Annotated in this window: 13 protein-coding genes; 9 read left to right on the plus strand and 4 right to left on the minus strand. The window is 41.7% G+C overall.

Features of this window, described 5'->3' with window-relative positions; all coding sequences use genetic code 11:
• Window positions 1–236 precede the first annotated feature (236 nt).
• The 5 genes from SNE25_RS06990 (at window position 237) to SNE25_RS07010 (ending at window position 3434) form a co-directional block, all read left to right on the plus strand.
• On the plus strand, window positions 237–1424 hold the full coding sequence (locus tag SNE25_RS06990; protein ID WP_321564379.1) for an Sb-PDE family phosphodiesterase: 1188 nt from the start codon (window positions 237–239) through the stop codon (window positions 1422–1424).
• A gap of 189 nt (window positions 1425–1613) precedes the next feature.
• Window positions 1614–1943: an ArsR/SmtB family transcription factor gene (locus SNE25_RS06995; RefSeq protein WP_321564380.1), complete on the plus strand. Its 330-nt coding sequence runs from the start codon at window positions 1614–1616 to the stop codon at window positions 1941–1943.
• On the plus strand, window positions 1933–2436 hold the full coding sequence (locus tag SNE25_RS07000) for an SRPBCC family protein (protein ID WP_321564381.1): 504 nt from the start codon (window positions 1933–1935) through the stop codon (window positions 2434–2436). The genes SNE25_RS06995 and SNE25_RS07000 overlap by 11 nt, the downstream gene beginning before the upstream one ends.
• A gap of 6 nt (window positions 2437–2442) precedes the next feature.
• On the plus strand, window positions 2443–2820 hold the full coding sequence (locus tag SNE25_RS07005; RefSeq protein WP_321564382.1) for a DoxX family membrane protein: 378 nt from the start codon (window positions 2443–2445) through the stop codon (window positions 2818–2820).
• A 2-nt stretch (window positions 2821–2822) separates the two neighbouring features.
• The gene (locus SNE25_RS07010) at window positions 2823–3434 is read left to right on the plus strand and encodes a YdeI/OmpD-associated family protein (protein WP_321564383.1); all 612 of its coding nucleotides are present in this window, start codon (window positions 2823–2825) and stop codon (window positions 3432–3434) included.
• A gap of 203 nt (window positions 3435–3637) precedes the next feature.
• On the opposite strand, the gene SNE25_RS07015 is transcribed toward SNE25_RS07010, so the two are convergent.
• Window positions 3638–4363 (minus strand): class I SAM-dependent methyltransferase, encoded by a 726-nt coding sequence (locus SNE25_RS07015; RefSeq protein ID WP_321564384.1) that lies wholly within the window; start codon window positions 4361–4363, stop codon window positions 3638–3640.
• A gap of 96 nt (window positions 4364–4459) precedes the next feature.
• Between SNE25_RS07015 and SNE25_RS07020 the strand changes: the two genes are divergently transcribed.
• From SNE25_RS07020 to SNE25_RS07030, 3 genes are all read left to right on the plus strand, one after another.
• Window positions 4460–5341, plus strand: coding sequence for a LysR family transcriptional regulator (locus tag SNE25_RS07020; protein ID WP_321564385.1), 882 nt, complete (start codon window positions 4460–4462; stop codon window positions 5339–5341).
• A 228-nt stretch (window positions 5342–5569) separates the two neighbouring features.
• Window positions 5570–6994: an inorganic phosphate transporter gene (locus SNE25_RS07025; RefSeq protein ID WP_321564386.1), complete on the plus strand. Its 1425-nt coding sequence runs from the start codon at window positions 5570–5572 to the stop codon at window positions 6992–6994.
• Window positions 6995–7010: 16 nt separating this feature from the next.
• On the plus strand, window positions 7011–7832 hold the full coding sequence (locus tag SNE25_RS07030) for a universal stress protein (RefSeq protein ID WP_321564387.1): 822 nt from the start codon (window positions 7011–7013) through the stop codon (window positions 7830–7832).
• Between the two features lie 36 nt (window positions 7833–7868).
• On the opposite strand, the gene SNE25_RS07035 is transcribed toward SNE25_RS07030, so the two are convergent.
• A complete protein-coding gene (locus SNE25_RS07035; RefSeq protein WP_321564388.1) occupies window positions 7869–9476 on the minus strand; it encodes a Na+/H+ antiporter in 1608 nt (535 codons plus the stop codon).
• Between the two features lie 203 nt (window positions 9477–9679).
• On the opposite strand from SNE25_RS07035, the gene SNE25_RS07040 reads away from it, so the two are divergent.
• Entirely contained in the window at window positions 9680–12130 is a 2451-nt protein-coding gene (locus SNE25_RS07040) for an outer membrane beta-barrel protein (protein ID WP_321564389.1), read from the plus strand.
• A gap of 83 nt (window positions 12131–12213) precedes the next feature.
• Here the strand turns inward: SNE25_RS07040 and SNE25_RS07045 are convergent, their stop codons facing one another.
• Window positions 12214–15018: a M14 family metallopeptidase gene (locus SNE25_RS07045; protein ID WP_321564390.1), complete on the minus strand. Its 2805-nt coding sequence runs from the start codon at window positions 15016–15018 to the stop codon at window positions 12214–12216.
• A gap of 48 nt (window positions 15019–15066) precedes the next feature.
• Window positions 15067–16512, minus strand: coding sequence for an amidohydrolase (locus SNE25_RS07050; RefSeq protein ID WP_321564391.1), 1446 nt, complete (start codon window positions 16510–16512; stop codon window positions 15067–15069).
• Window positions 16513–16561: the final 49 nt, after the last annotated feature.

Below are 16561 nucleotides of genomic sequence, written 5' to 3' on the forward strand. Positions count from 1 at the left end.
CTCTACCCAAAGCGTACTTATTCACTCTTCTAAGTAGCCTACGCACAAACTCTTAACATAATAATAGTGATTTGTTAACAGTACAATACACTCCTTTTTCAGACTATACTACTAAATGAACGCAGATAAATTGTGTACAGGTAATTCGTCAACATTGCCTGTATAGAACGATTGCTGCAGAAAAAATCAACAATTGCCAACTATTACTAAACAACTGATAAAAATAATTTCAAACGATGAAAAAGATCATAATGCTATGTCTGATACTATTTACGCTTATGCGCACTACATCCGCGCAGATACAGGAAAAAGAAGATATTCAAAGGCACGTTTTTCTTCCCGATATACCGGGTTATAAAACGCTAAAATGCGATTTTCACATGCACACCGTATTTTCTGACGGACACGTATGGCCATCTTTTCGTGTAAATGAAGCGTTGCGGGACGGACTTGATGCTATTTCAATCACCGAGCATATTGATTTTGAAGGCTTTCCGGACGAAATAAAAAGAGACTATAATAAATCATATGAAATAGCTACAGACGCTGCTAAAAATAAAGGTCTGCTAATTATCAAAGGAGTCGAAATTTCGCCAAGGGTACCACCTTATCATAACAATGCCTTGTTTCTTACTGATGCAAACATATTGCCGATAAACTATATGAAGAGCGGGAAGAAACAGTTTGTCATGAAGGATAATATGACCCATGAGGAATTATTGGCCCCTTTTCTTGAAGCCAAAAAGCAGGGCGCATTCGTTTCCTATAACCATCCCGGTTATTCCTGGTGGGATAAAAAAGATACGGCAATATTTACTTCATTTCATAAAGAACTACTGGACAAAAAAATACTGTCGGGTATCGAAGTAGTTAACTCGGGCGTTTATAATATCATTGCACATCGGCTGGCCATGAAATATAACCTGACAATGCTGTGCAATACCGATGAACATTATGACATGTATCCCCGATATGCAAAAACGCATCGCCCCATGACACTTGTTTTTGCAAAGGATAAAACCACTGAGGGAATTAAAGAAGCCTTAATATCACGCCGCACGGCTTTATATTTTGATGACTATATCATTGCCAGACCAACTGAGGCGGAAGCGTTTTTTAAAGCTGCAGTGCAGGCTACAACCGAGAGGCAGACAAGAAATGGCGAACCTATTCTGCTAGTGCATTTGTTTAATAACAGCGATGTTCCGTTTCACGTGAGAGCTGCAAGCGACTACAATATTGAAAAATATCCATTAGGCCAAATCTCATTGGCGGCACATGATACAACTACAGTGATTTTAAAGGCAATTTGGAAATATCCAAAAGAAACCACGTTAACAATGCACGTGACTAACATATTGGTTTCGCCGGATGAAGATCTAAATACCCGCTTTAAATTGTTAACCGGAGAGGATAAGAAATAATGAGCCCCTTATAAAAATCGTTTTCATTTTTCTTTTGATATGTGGCGGCAGAGATCATCCCAAAGTTCACGCTACGAGCTGAGGTTACCTGTTTAGAGCCGTCAAGTTTAAGAAAAACATGAAAAAATTTGCGAAGCTGATCGGCTGCACATATATTTGCAACTGATCAGCTTCATAATTATCAAACCAATGAGACGAGATGTTTTTCAAGCCATAGCAGATCCTACACGGCGGGCAATTATTGCGCTCATTGCCATACAGGCTATGACACCAAATGCCATTTCCGAACATTTTAACTCTACCCGGCAAACCATTTCCAGGCATTTGAAAATATTAACAGAATGTGAATTGGTAAAACAGGAGTACCAGGGGCGCGAGATCTATTACCAGCTGGAAGTGGAGAAAATAAAGGAGATAGACAAGTGGATAGAACAGTTCAGAAAAATATGGGAAACCCGTTATAACCAGCTCGATGATTTTTTACTAACCATACAAAACAAAAAAGGAAATGAAAAATAACCTGCAATTCGACTTCCTTGTAGACAAGGAAAAAAACACGCTCACCATCAAACGGGAATTTCTTGCCGGCCGTCAATTAGTATGGGATGCTCATACCAAAAGCGAACTGCTCGATCAATGGTTTGCGCCCAAGCCATTAACCACTAAAACCAAATCAATGGATTTTCGCGAGGGCGGGCATTGGATTTATGCTATGGTTGAACCTAACGGTACAGAGTACTGGGGCCGTACAGATTACCTCACCATTCATCCCATTGACAACTACACAGCCCTGGACGCGTTTTGCAATAATGAAGGGGAAGTTAATCCCGATTTACCTCGTGCAAACTGGGATGTAACTTTTACTGACCTGGGCGCTAATGCTGTTGTTGAAACAGTTGTTACCTATCAATCGTTAAAAGATCTGGAAACCGTAATCAATATGGGTATGCAGGAAGGAATGACTTCAACACTCGAAAGATTAGACGATCTGTTATTGATTCTTAACAAATAAGCCTTTATGAAACAGAAAATTATTTTTGTATTAAGCCTGCTTTTTGGTTTGATGTTTATTAATGCGGGGTTAAATAAGTTCCTGAATTATATGCCTGTCCCTGCAGACATGCCCGAGAAAATGCAAAAAATGGGAGCCGCTTTTATGGAAATAGGCTGGCTCATGCCTTTAATAGGCTTTGCCGAAATTTTGGGTGGAGTACTCTTTATTATCCCCAAAACAAGAGCATTAGGGGCAATTGTAATTTTTCCGGTTATGATAGGTATTGTACTTACAAATAGCATTGTGGCACCCTCTGGTTTGCCCATTGCTTTGCCGTTATTTGCCATAAACCTGTGGGTAATCTGTGAAAACTGGAAAAAATATTTACCGATGATCCGATAGATATGAAAAACTTTGATCCAAAGGTTGATGAGTACATAGCCACATCTGCAGATTTTGCAAAACCTGTTTTAGAACACTGGCGACAGCTTATTCATGACAATTGCCCGGATGTCGTAGAAGCGATCAAATGGGGTTTCCCGCATTTTGACTATAAAGGAGATTTTATGTGTGTGATAGCTTCCTATAAAAACCATTGCTCTTTTACTTTTTTAAAAGCGGAGTTAATGAATGATGCCCGGTTGAAAGATAGTAAGACGTTGAAACCCATTCAACGTTTTCTAGGTAAAGTTACAAAGTTGTCTGATCTGCCACCTGATGAGGAGTTTATCGGGATGCTGAAGGAAGCCATGGTTTTGAATGAAAAGGGAATAAAAGTAATGGCGCCGAAATCTGATAAGCCCAAAGTGCTTGAAATGCCGGACTATTTTTCGGAAAAACTGGCCGGTAATGCAAAAGCTAAAGCCGTTTTTGAAAGCAAATCTGACTCTTTTCGCAAAGATTATATTATTTGGATAAGTGATGCCAAAACTGACGCGACGCGGCAAAAAAGAATGGAAGAAGCAATAGAATGGATAGCCGAGGGTAAAGGCAGATTCTGGAAATATGAAAAATAGATAATGAAGGTGGCAGAAATTAACCCTGCCGCCTAACCATTTCATTGATCCAGATGGGGGCAAAAGGCGAAGTACATCCCTTAGATACCGGATAGTCGCGATAAATTCCCAGTCGCTCTCCAATGGTAATTTCACTCATATACACGTAAGCCACTTCCTATGGTGTGATTAGTCCGGCTGGTTTTTAAACCAGCCGGGATCTTTTAGTTTTTAACACCTCCAAACGCGGCGAAGTAAGAGTTTTTATGCAGTATTTCCACATTGGTAAAGCCAACCTTTTTTAACAAATTCGTCTGATAATTTACAGAACGGGGAGTATCTTCATGAGCTATGTAATCTAAAACTTTCCGCCTGTACTCTGCTCCTCCAAGCGTTTCTAAATAAGCAGCATATTTATCATGAAAAAGCTTGTTGAGCGGCAATGAATCATGGGTTATCAAGTCAGATATCCATATACAGCCGCCGGGTTTTAAGGTTTTATATATTTTGGTAAAAACGGCCTCCCAATCATTATCATCACGCAGGTGATGCAACGTGGCGGCGGCCAAAATAATATCAAAATGATTATCCGGCAAATCGAGGTTACGCATATCGTCCTGTATAATGGTAACCTGGCCAAGCGTTTGTGAGCTTACGCGTTCCTGCGCTTTGCTCAGCATGGGCATACTCAAATCATTTAATGTACAATTTAAATTGCTGATCTTGCTCAACATTCTGAGTGTGTAGTTGCCCGCACCGCAACCAATATCGAGCAGGTTTTTTGCATTTGGATTGATATATTTTGCAGCCTCTGTGCAAAGTTCCATAGTTAAAGGCGCATCAATGGTTGTCGCCTGACCAGTGTCGAGGTTCGAAAAGCGATCAACATCGTTATCAAATCTTGCTCTGATCTCGTCATTTGTAGCTTTGTGCGAATAATCTGTTTCCATAATTGTATTGATTTTGATTTGTCAAAACTATCTGATATTGTGATATTTGAAAAATATCAATTTTATCAATTATTGATATTTATAAGGTATCAAAGAATGGAATTAAGACATTTGCAATATTTTAAAACAGTTGCCGAACAGCTGCATTTCAGAAAAGCAGCAGCGAGCCTTTTTATCTCGCAGCCGCCTTTGAGCAGGCAGATTAAAGAGTTAGAGGAAGAGTTAGGGGTACAGCTTTTTCTGCGCAACAATAAAAGGGTTATATTAACCGACGCAGGCAAATACTTTAAGCAGGAAGTGGATGCCATTTTTGCCAGGCTTGAAGAGAGTAAAAACATGACAAGACAAATTCACCTGGGCGAAAGCGGAGAACTGGCTATAGGTTATATAAGTTCTCTTTATCAGCCCCACCTGGCTGTAGTTTTGAAGGCTATGCGGGAGGCATTTCCGTACATAAAAACAAGTTTATATGAGCGTCCCACCATTAAACAAATTGAATCACTTGAACAGGGCACGCTGGATGTAGGGATACTAAGAGCCCCGGTACATTCTGATAAACTGCAACTGCAAACATTGTTTTTTGACCCGTTTATGGTGGTTATGAGTAATCAATATAAAAAAGTCAATAATACAGAAGAACTCGCCCTCGTTATAAAAGATAAGCCATTCATTTTTTATAACAAAGAATATGCCCCTCACTATAATGACAAGCTGATTGAGATATGTAACCGCATGGGTTTTAAGCCAGACATTGTCCATGAGGCCAACAATGTAAACTCTATTTTACAGTTAGTAGAAGCCGGGCTGGGAGTTTCCATTTTACCATTATCGCTCAGGCAACAATATGACTATCTGAAGTTATCGTTTATTGAACTGGCGGATATCCCTGTCAGTACAGAAGTAGTTTTGGCTTACAAAAAATCAAATCGAAATCTCGCTTTAAAGTGGTTTATTGATAATTACAACAAGAGGATTTAAAAGGTACTTCCGGGAAATAAACCCTAAAAGATGAAGGAAAATTCCACAATAGTATATAAAGTAAATTCTCTTTCATATGAGCAAGGGTTTTTGGTAATACACCTATTTAAGTTTAAGCAATAAGGTAATAATATATTAACTTGGATTTTGCTTTAAAGCAACCTGAGAAGCTGTTATTTGAGATGCAGGCAGCAGGTTATACAAACCTGGTGTCACAAACGTTGTTCTATGCATCATTCATTCATCGCGGTTATCTTTCCCTTTATAGGCCAGGTTGATCTAAGCGGTTACCTTGTGGCAGTTTTTATTCTCTGTATCCTGTCAGTCATCGGGTTTGAATTTGTAAACGGATTTCACGATACAGCTAATGCTGTTGCTACTGTGATTTATACCAAAGCACTCAAACCGGTACACGCAATACCATGGTCGGGCGCATGGAATTTTTTAGGTGTTTTCCTGGGCGGCGTTACTGTTGCCATGGGTATTTTGAAGCTTGTGCCACTCGACACATTGATGACCCTTCCTGTTAGTATAGGAGCCTGCCTTGTTTTGTCAGTACTGTTAGCTTCCATCATCTGGAACCTTGGTACCTGGTACCTGGGCATTCCTTGTTCCAGCTCACATACTATGATAGGTGCAATGATAGGTGCGGGCCTGGCTTTTACCTGGTATTATAATGGGCCTGGAGTGAATTGGGAAAAGGCAGAAGAAATCGGTTCGTCACTCATCCTATCGCCAATTATTGGCTTTGGTGCAGCCGCTTTACTAATGTTGTTCCTGAAACATGTAACCAAATCACATGCCCTTTTCCATATTCCATCAGGTGAAAATGACCGGCCGCCTATACACATCCGGTTGCTATTGATCACCACCTGTACATTGGTCAGCTTTTTTCATGGCAGTAATGACGGGCAAAAAGGAGTGGGCTTGTTCATGCTTATCCTGATTGCTTTCCTGCCCGCCCGTTTTGCTGTCAATCATGCTGTTCCTAAGGACAAGGTAACAGCCGCACTGAATCAAACAGAACAGGTAATTGGTAACAAACTCCATAATAATACTGATAAAAAAACAGTGTTAATGAAACTTGTCGCAGCGGTCAATCAAATGAAAGCATCCCTGGCAGAAAAGAACGAGAAAGAAGTGGCTAAAACCTATCGTTACCGTAAACAGGTGGAAGGCGTAGTTAAAGATATCAGGGAACTGTTAAAAGATAACCGGGTGATGTTATCCGGACATGAAAAAGAAATACTTACATCTGCCGCCAATGAGCTGGAACATGTAACTGATTTTGCACCGATATGGGTGATTGCCATCATATCCTTTTCGCTCGGGCTGGGTACCATGATTGGGTGGAAAAGGATTGTAGTGACTATTGGTGAAAAAATTGGCAATGAACACCTGAACTATGCCCAGGGTGCAACCTCAGAAGTAATTGCCGCTTCTACTATCGGCCTGAGTACTGCATTTGGTCTGCCGGTAAGTACAACACACGTTTTATCCAGTGGTATCGCCGGCGCCATGGTGGCTTCAGGAGGCAAAGGCAACCTTAATAATAACACCCTGAAAAACATCGCACTGGCATGGGTATTAACATTGCCCGTATCAATTATTTTAGCTATGTTACTGTTTATGTTATTTCATTTGTTTATATAACATCTAACTATTAAAAATGAAACAGATCCTGGTTGCCACTGATTTTTCACCCAGCGCTGCAAATGCAATGGAATATGCCATGTCGCTCGCTGTATTGCTGAAATTAGAAGTATGCGCTATTCATGCCATTCACCCTACAGAAGGCATTAATAACAGTACATATAATGCCATTTTTATTGAAGATTACTACCGTAATAAAAGAGAAGCGTTAAGGGATTGGGCATCGGTTTATACAGTTAAAGAAGAATTTAAGAATGTAGAAGTTACCACGCTTTGCGATGTGGGCTTTTTAAAAACGGTTATAACCAATTATATCGACAACCACGCTGTGGAACTGTTAACTATGGGAATCACTGGTGCTACGGGCCTGAGCGGAATTGTAGGCAGTAACGCCAGTATGATGGTTACTAAAGTAAAAACGCCAACCTTGATCATTCCCCTGGAGAGCCGGTTTCCGGATGTTCCGGTTATTACGCTGGCTACAGATTATGAAACAAAGCTATCTCCCAACGATGTAACCGCACTCAACGAAATGATCAAAGCATTCCGTGCCAAACAAATGCAGGTATTATATGTGGAAGAAAATTCAGATGCTAAACATATTCAAACAGGGGAGGCCCGGCTGAAAGAACTCATTCCTCACACCGAACTTATGTTTAATTACCTGAAAGACAGTAGCCCATTCAGCGGTATCATGGAATTTATCGAAAATAATGAAACGGATATCCTGTGCCTGGTTAAACATCACCACAATATTATTTACCGTTTGTTTAACCGGAGTACCGTTAACCAGATCATGAACCGTTCTGTAAAGGCTATTTTGGTACTGCATGAATAATATCGATAAATAAACGAGCCAGCCACGGCACAAAAGTTAATCAATATTATCTTCCAGTCGCTCTTCATCCAAATCCAGTCGCCTTTCAATTATACGGATAACGTCATCGTCAAACTCCGCTTTACGGCGGAAAACATGCAGTTGTTTGCGCTCATGTTCAGCAATTTGCATCATTACTTTTTTATATCTTTTGATCATAGCTACCGCTGTAGCTTTTTTTCCATCATCGTCACCAAGGTTCTCGTACACGCCATTTTTGAAAACTAAGAGGTCCATCCTGTTTTTAATCATGCCATTCTCCTCAACATCTTTTGGATATTTTGACTTTAGCTCATCAATAGCGGCTGAAAAAAGACGTTGTTCAATCTCTAATAATTGCTGCTGATCCTGTTTTTCGCCGGGAAGGGTTTCCGGTCGCAACATACGTATAACCCACGGAAAGGCTAAGCCCTGCCCAACAAGTGTAACAATAATAACCGTAAAGGTGATAAATAGGATGAGGCTTCTATATGGAAAAGGCTGCCCACCCGGTAACATTAAGGGTATCGATAGCGCAGATGCCAGAGATACAACACCACGCATACCAGCCCAGCTGATTATCATTGGGTTTCGCCAGCCTGGATGGCTTACCGCTACCGTTATATATTTGCTGATGAAAGTGGTGAATATTGATGATATATAACCGGCAATAAGCCTAACCACAATAATAATTGCCGAAATAGCTATAGCGATGAATAGCGCTTGAGAAAGCGGAAAGTTTTTTATTCCCTGCATAATGTCAGGGAGCTGCAGCCCTATCAGAAAGAAAATAACAGCGTTCAATATAAAAACTACAGCTGGCCATACTGCATTAGATTTTAGCCGGCTGGTGTGCGCAAAAATAAAGTGATTTTGATAAGCTATAAACACCCCTCCGGAAACAATTGCCAGTACGCCGGATGAATGAACGGCCTCTGCACTAAGATAAATTAGATAAGGTAATACGAATGAAAGTGCGATATCCATATTTGGTGTTGTTGGTAACCATTTATAAATTGCATAAAAAGCCAGTCCAAAAAATAAGCCGATCGCTATTCCCGATACAACTACGAGCGAAAAATTGCCGATTGCATGATACCAGACAAAGTTATTGCTAACTATTGCTGCAAGGGCAAACCTGAATATTGTTAAGCTGGTTGCGTCATTGAGCAAGCTTTCTCCTTCAAGAATAGCTACGAGCCCTTTGGGCAAACGCACATGCTGTAACACAGAGGTTGCTGCGGCTGCGTCGGGCGGAGAAATGATTGCACCCAAAAGAAAACCCTGAGCAAGGGTGAATCCCGGAATGAGCCAGCAAGATACTAATGCCACCACTGTTGATGTAAGCATTACATAACCAAGCGCCATAACGGTGATTATGCGCCGCCATTTCCACAATGCCTTAGTTGATGTATTTTGGGCCGCATCGAAAAGAATGGGAGGCAGAATAAGTAGGAATACGAGATTGGGATCAATATGGATACCAGGAATTCCTGGTATAAATCCGAGCACGAGTCCGGCTATAACCAGAAAAATAGGATAGGGTATATCCAAACGCCTTGCAATCAAAACTAAAAATAAAACGCTGATGATTAGTCCCAGGCAAAGTAGTAAGTTTTCGTGCATGTGTAGCTTAATTTGAATTTGTGAATCAACTATATGTATTGTTCCAAATAATCCGCACCCTGATATAAACAAAGTTCGCAATTACAATTCATGAACTGCCAGGTGGTTTAGAATAAGGTAAGCTTTATAATTGTTAATATTACTTTTTTGTTAAAAAAGTGGTCAATGTGTAACGACATGAGTAAAATCGATGTCATATAGTTATGAAACTACCACAAGTGTTTTTTTTAACCTTATTCTCAATATTTCTATTCAACCGTGCTAATGCTCAAACAAAAAATGGTAAAATTTCGGGAGTGGTCTTAGATGATGCTAAGAAGCCGCTCGATGGGGCAACTGTGATTTTACTTACAGCAAAAGACTCGTCAGTAACAGGTACCAAACTGGCCAATCCGGATGGCAGTTTCATTTTTCAAAACCTAATAGATAATACTTATATCATTAAAGTAACTTATATAGGCTATAAAAATTATCAAAGCGGTCCTGTAATTGTTACTCAACAAAAGGCGGTCAGTTTATTGCCATTCAATTTATCGCTGGCCGGGAAAAAATTGAATGAGGTAGCCGTAACAGCTCAAAAATCGTATGTACAACAAAAGATTGACCGCACAGTAGTTAATGTTGGGGCACTGATATCCAATACTGGTGCCAACGCACTGGAAGTGCTTGCCAAAAGCCCCGGTGTACAGATAGATGCAGATGGCAATATTACCTTTAAGGGGAAGAGCGGTGTATTGGTAATGATTGATGATAAACCTACCTATCTTTCGGCGGCAAACCTGGCAACTTACCTGCGTTCCCTGCCATCTTCGTCGTTGGATCAGATAGAGCTGATGGATAATCCGCCGGCTAAATATGATGCTGCAGGCAACGCGGGCGTAATCAATATCAAAACTAAAAAAAATACTACCAGGGGTTTTAATGCGGTAGTATCAGCGAATTTTGCCCAGGGTTTTTATGGCCGCATGGATGAAAGCATCAACTTTAATTACCGTATAGATAAAATTAATTTTTTTGCAAACGTTGCTTACAACAAACAGAAAACTTTCAGAAGGCTCGAGATAGACAGGAATTATTTTGATACAAACGGAGAGCCTACCTCATCTCTGCAGGATATTTCCTATTTCAGGCCTTCAAGCAATAATACCAATATCAAGGCAGGATTAGATTATTTTATATCGCCAAAAACAACCTGGGGTATAGTATTTACCGGCAACCTGTCAAACGATCACGACAGCAGCCCGGTATACAGCTTGTTATATGGCAAAAGCGGCGAGCTGGATTCGACCATTAACACCCTCAATACTTCCAAAAATAAATTTAACAGCAAGGGTATTAATGTAAACTATACTCATAAATTTGATAGCGCGGGCAGGGCGCTTACATTCGACCTGGATTATATTCACAATGACGCAGGTAGTAATCAGCTATTTGTAAATAATACTTTTTTGCCCGATGGTACTCTAACAAATTCGCAAACGCTGACTGATAATTTGCCTTCTACCATCAATATTTACTCCGCCAAGGCTGATTATACCCACCCGCTTAAAGGCAAGGCAAAGCTGGAGGCCGGTGTTAAGAGCAGTTATGTAAATACGGATAATGCCGCTAATTACTTTAATGTGATTGACAATGTAAACGTTATTGATTATAATAATACCAACCGGTTTTTATACAAAGAAAATATAAACTCCGCGTATGTTAATTTCAATAAAACCTTTGGCAGGTTTTCATTGCAAACCGGCCTACGGTTAGAAAATACCAACGGAGATGGACATCAGTTGGGAAATGCCCAAAAAGCCGATTCATCATTTGTTAAACATTATACCAACCTGTTTCCAACGGCCTATTTCTCCTACAATTTGGACACCGCGGGTCACAACGTATTGGTTCTTTCTTACGGCCGCCGGATCGGCAGGCCAAACTACGGAAGCTTAAACCCATTTACCTTCTTTGTAGACAAGTTTACTTATTTCTCCGGCAATCCGTTCCTGAAACCGCAGTTTACGGATAATTATAAACTGGCCTATAGTTATAAAAGCTTGTTTACTGTAGCGGTTGCTTATAATTATACAACCGACGTTCAAAATGAAACCATTCATAAAGACGGCAATGTGTTTGTTAGTACTACAGGCAACATAGGGCAACAGAAAACACTGGATTTTTCAGTCAATACCAATTTGCAGCCTGCCAAATGGTGGACGGTAAACCTGTACGCCGAAGTATATAACAATACCTACCAGGGCGAATTCTACACAGGCTACCTTCATCAGTCAAAAAATACGTTTAGCGCCAATGGTAATAATCAGTTCACTTTATCAAAAACATGGAACGCTGAATTAAGTGGTTGGTTTAATACCAGTGGCACTTACGGCCAGTTTGTTTCAATACCTACAGGCATGCTCAATGCTGCTGTTCAGAAAAAAGTATTAAACAATAAGGGTTCAATCAAGCTCAATGTGCGGGATGTATTTAAATCGTTTAGTCCAAGCGGTACTATTACCAATATTGTGGGCGCTACCGCAACCTATCACAACTTTGTAGACACGCAGGTGGCAACCCTCTCATTTACCTATAGTTTTGGGAGATTAACCAATGTACCGGCCAAACGCGATACCGGCGGTGCCGATAGCGAACAGGGTAGGGCACATTAATTTTAAGGCGAAGTTTGTATTTGCTACAAATGCCCGGCATAACCGGGCATTTCAGAAACATGTAAGGATCTATAACTATGATTTTATTTACTGGTGGAGTACAACTGATTAAAAAGTAATTTAAACGTACCGTGCGATTGTGCACGGAAAGTTATTTCGGGACCGAAGGCATACAGCTCACCTTTACCAACGGGAGCAACAAAGGCGGCAACACCATCTTTTAAATAACTCTGTCCCCATGCCCAGCCGCTCCTAAGCGGTTTGTCTGTAGCAAACCAGGCAATAGGTCTAACCCCTTTTTCGGCAGCATTACTATCCAGTTTGAAAACCTGGCTGTTGTCAAAATCAATGTCTGCAACATTGTTCATTCCCCAGGCGGCGGGTATAGTTGGGTCAACAGTTACGCTCAGGATACTGCCTGGTACATAGTACTTGGTTCCGGGCAATGGCTTGTCTTCATTTTTACTGTTCTTTTCAACAAGGGCGTTATGAACAGGCAAACCAAGATGATAGGCCAGGTTTGTGCTGCTCCCGATGGTCACTATTGAGCCACCGTCTTCCAGGAAAGCTTTAAGCTGTGGGATTGATTTTTCGGCAGTTATTTTACCCAGCCTGTTTTTGAATTCTGCCGGTGTGTCTTCCGGTTTGGGTTCACGGTCACCAAATAAGCTGTTCCTGTTTATCCTTTCTCCGCCAATTGGGGGTATGCCCCTTGTTACAAATATGATCACATCATATTTGCTGTGCAGGTTACCCGCATCCACATCCTGCGGATAGACCACATCATACGCAAAATGGTATTGCTCCATGATCCAGCGGATCCAACCTGAAGGTATCGAGCCGCCATACATATCCCAAAGCGCAATACGCATTGATGATATTTTAACAGCATTGGCGGGGCGCTGGGCTATTCCTGTAGCTTTTACGCCCAGTTTATCTGCAGCTTTAGCCAACACCGCTTTGGCATTGCCCCTGGCCGGCACAAAGAAAGTTCCGGTTTCTGACATACCTGCCGCACCTTTAGGTAAACGGTAAACTTCAACCCCTGCTTTAAGTAAATCATTAACGGCAATGAATGCATTATTTATCTGTGAGCTTAGTAAATAACCTGCTCCCGGAGTTACGGCAATCGTTTGTTTTGCCGGTGATTGCAATTGCCCGTATGGAATACGCTGAAATGGTCCATTAAAATTATCAAGGATACGATCAAAATGAACCCCCATTTGAAACGCCAGCGTCCATCCGGCAGCATCATAAGGTTTAATTGGCGGGCCGCCCGGATAAAGAAAGTCATTTGGGTGATCCTGCGGCTCAAACATATCCAGCACATGCGGACGAAACGCCTGGGCGGTTTTTACGATATAGGAGCCTGCCGGATATTTTTTGCCGGCTACGGTAAATTCTGCTGTCGCTTTATTAACCTGAATGCCGGCCTTGATCAACGCGTTAATAAACTTTGTAGCGGTTGGGAAATCGGGCTGATCGGCAGGTAGGATATAACCTCTCGGATCGCGAAGCTCCGGGTTTTTCAACACCGAATCGTAGTATTTTATAGGGATATTGTTACCTCTTGTGCTCCAGCCCATCGGGTCATCGGGGTTACCTTCTCCAGCGCTTGCACCAGCTCGTTTGCTTGTATCTTTCTGATCACTTTTATAGGCCTTCGTAATAGCTTCTGAGCGTTTTGGCGATAGTGTCCAGTGGTCTTCATTGCCTCTTTCAATTGCGTTTTTACCCATACGGTAAATATTGAAAAGCACCTCATCGTGCTGGCGTGCGGCATAATCAAGTACCGCGTAATTAAGCGATACAGAATAATCTATCGACTGGCGAAAATGCCATACACTCTGCGGTAAAACCGGGTTTGGCGTAGCCCCGTTGGGGATAAGGCGTTGCGGTACAACCGGGATATTCTCGGGAGTCGGGCCTCCAATAATTTCGGTAAGCAAACCGATCATATTATGGAATTGTGTGGTGGTGCGCAAACCACCATTGTACCAGGTAGAAAAGCTTGAACCGGTGAGCCTTGTATAACCCGGCTTGTTTTCGGTATTAAGCCTGCTGTACATAGCTGCTCCAAGCGCGTCTATCCCGGTTATCATTAACGGATCAAAAACGTAGTTGAACGGATCGCGGTAGGGAGGGCCAGCAAGTACCGAACCTTCCGGTCCTCTTTGATGATGATTGTACATAATTTGAGGGAACCATTCCAAAAACAGCTGATGGTTCATATTAGTACTTTCCTTAGTATTCATCATGTAAAAATCGCGGTTGTTATCATGCCCGATGTATTTTTCATACAGGCGTGGGATATTGAGGTTGCGCTTTTTAGGATCGCTATCCTTCATATACCAGTTTGATACAAGCTCCATTCCATCAGGGTTGGCATGCGTCATCAGGATAATCACGTTATCCAGTATCCGCATAGTTTCCGGGTCTTTACGACTGATGAGCTGATACGTGGTTTCTATTAACTGATGCGCGCCTACAACTTCTGTAGCATGCAGGCCGCCGTCAATCCAAACAACGGCCTTGCCTTTAGCGGCCAGTGCCCGCGCCTGCTGGTCAGACAAGCCCTCGGCCCGCGCCAGTTTTTGTGAAATATCCTTGTATTGAGCAAGATTTTTGATGTTAGCCGGCGACGATATGATCATCATATACTGATGGCGCCCCTCTTCGGTAAGGCCAATATCTACCAGTTTGGTGCGGTTAGATGCCGCGGCCAGCTTTTTAAAGTACTCCGCAGATTTGGCATAATTGGTTAGCTGATAATCATCGCCAATATTAAAACCAAAAAAGCTTTTTGGAGATGGTATGGTTTGTGCTGCCGCAATAGAAACCCACAGGCATAACAATGCAACGATAGCATAACAATTTTTTATTTTCATAAGATAAGTTTTAGTTGTATACCATGGTAATTAATTATTTTAAATAAATCATTTACGATAGTCCAATGCCGGTTTTCTATTACCAAGCATAGCATCATACTTAAAATCTGTACCTCTTTTATCAGCCAGTTCTGCGTTGGCTTTCTTCACCAGTTCTGGGTCTTTAAACAGGTCATATGCCGAAAGAGCCAGGGTTTTAGCAGCCACCATCATTCCTTTGGTGCCAATAGTACTACCCGCCGCCGCCACATTTTGCCAACTGTGGCCTGATGAACCGGGTACAAATGTTGCTGCAATAAAACCAGCGGTAGGAACAGTCCAGCTTACATCGCCTACGTCCGAAGAGGCCCCTCCCGCTTCGGTTGAAACACTAAAGGGTTTAATTTTTTCGGTTTCTGCTAAAGGAATGGTTTTATTATTACCCGTTAAGGTGGCCTGTATTTTTTCAGCAAACTGTTTTTCTGATTCGGTATATGTAAATCCATTTACAAGCCGCAGATTATTATCCATCACTTTGGATAAGGTTAAATTTGGCAGCATATTATACACACCACCAATTACCTCATAATCCATCCGGGTTCCGGTGCCCAAAGCTGCTCCTTCGGCTGCTTTTACCACCTGTTCCCAAATCTCTTTAACGGTTTGCATTTCAGGATTCCGTACATAATAATAAACCTCAGCAAAAGCAGGCACCACATTAGGCGCTTCCCCGCCATGCGTAATTACGTAATGGATTCTTGTATCTGAAGGGATATGCTCACGCATCATGTTCACCATGTTATCCATTGCTTCAACAGCATCCAATGCCGACCGCCCTTTTTCGGGTGCTCCCGATGCATGTGAAGCAACCCCGTAAAACCTGAACTTAGCATTTTTATTAGCAAGCCATGGTTCAATGGCCGCCGAGTTTTCATTACCCGGATGCCAGTGCAGCACAGCGTTTACATCATTAAAAAGCCTGGCCCTTACCATGTACACTTTGCCTGATCCACCCTCCTCAGCAGGGCAGCCATATAAACGAATAGTTCCTTTTGTACCTGAATTTTTAAGCCAGTCCTTAATCGCGATAGCTGCTGCCACAGATGCTGTGCCGAATAAATTATGGCCGCAACCGTGTCCTGCTGCACCACTAACCAATGCTTTTTGCTCGGGTTGGTCTATATTAGATAAACCGGGCAATGCATCAAACTCTGCCAGAATACCAATAACAGGCTCGCCGCTGCCATAAGAAGCCACAAATGCGGTAGGGATTTCAGCAACACCTGCTCTTATATCAAACCCGGCATTTTTTAGTTGGTCCTGAAGCAAAGCGGAACTTTTTATTTCCAGGTACCCCGGCTCTGCATATGTCCAGATCTGATGAGCTATGTTAGCATAGTTTGCTTCCTTACTTTGTATGGATGCTATGATTTTTTCTTTCTCCGTGTTTCTCTGTGCAAAGCCTATAAACACAACGCCCGAGAAAAAACTAAGCAATATGATTCTTTTAAGCATGAAAAAAAGTTTTGATATTTTGTTAAATCATCAATATAATTTTGTTTGC

It is taken from the genome of Mucilaginibacter sabulilitoris, assembly GCF_034262375.1.
In the GTDB taxonomy this organism is placed as follows: Bacteria; Bacteroidota; Bacteroidia; order Sphingobacteriales; family Sphingobacteriaceae; genus Mucilaginibacter; species Mucilaginibacter sabulilitoris.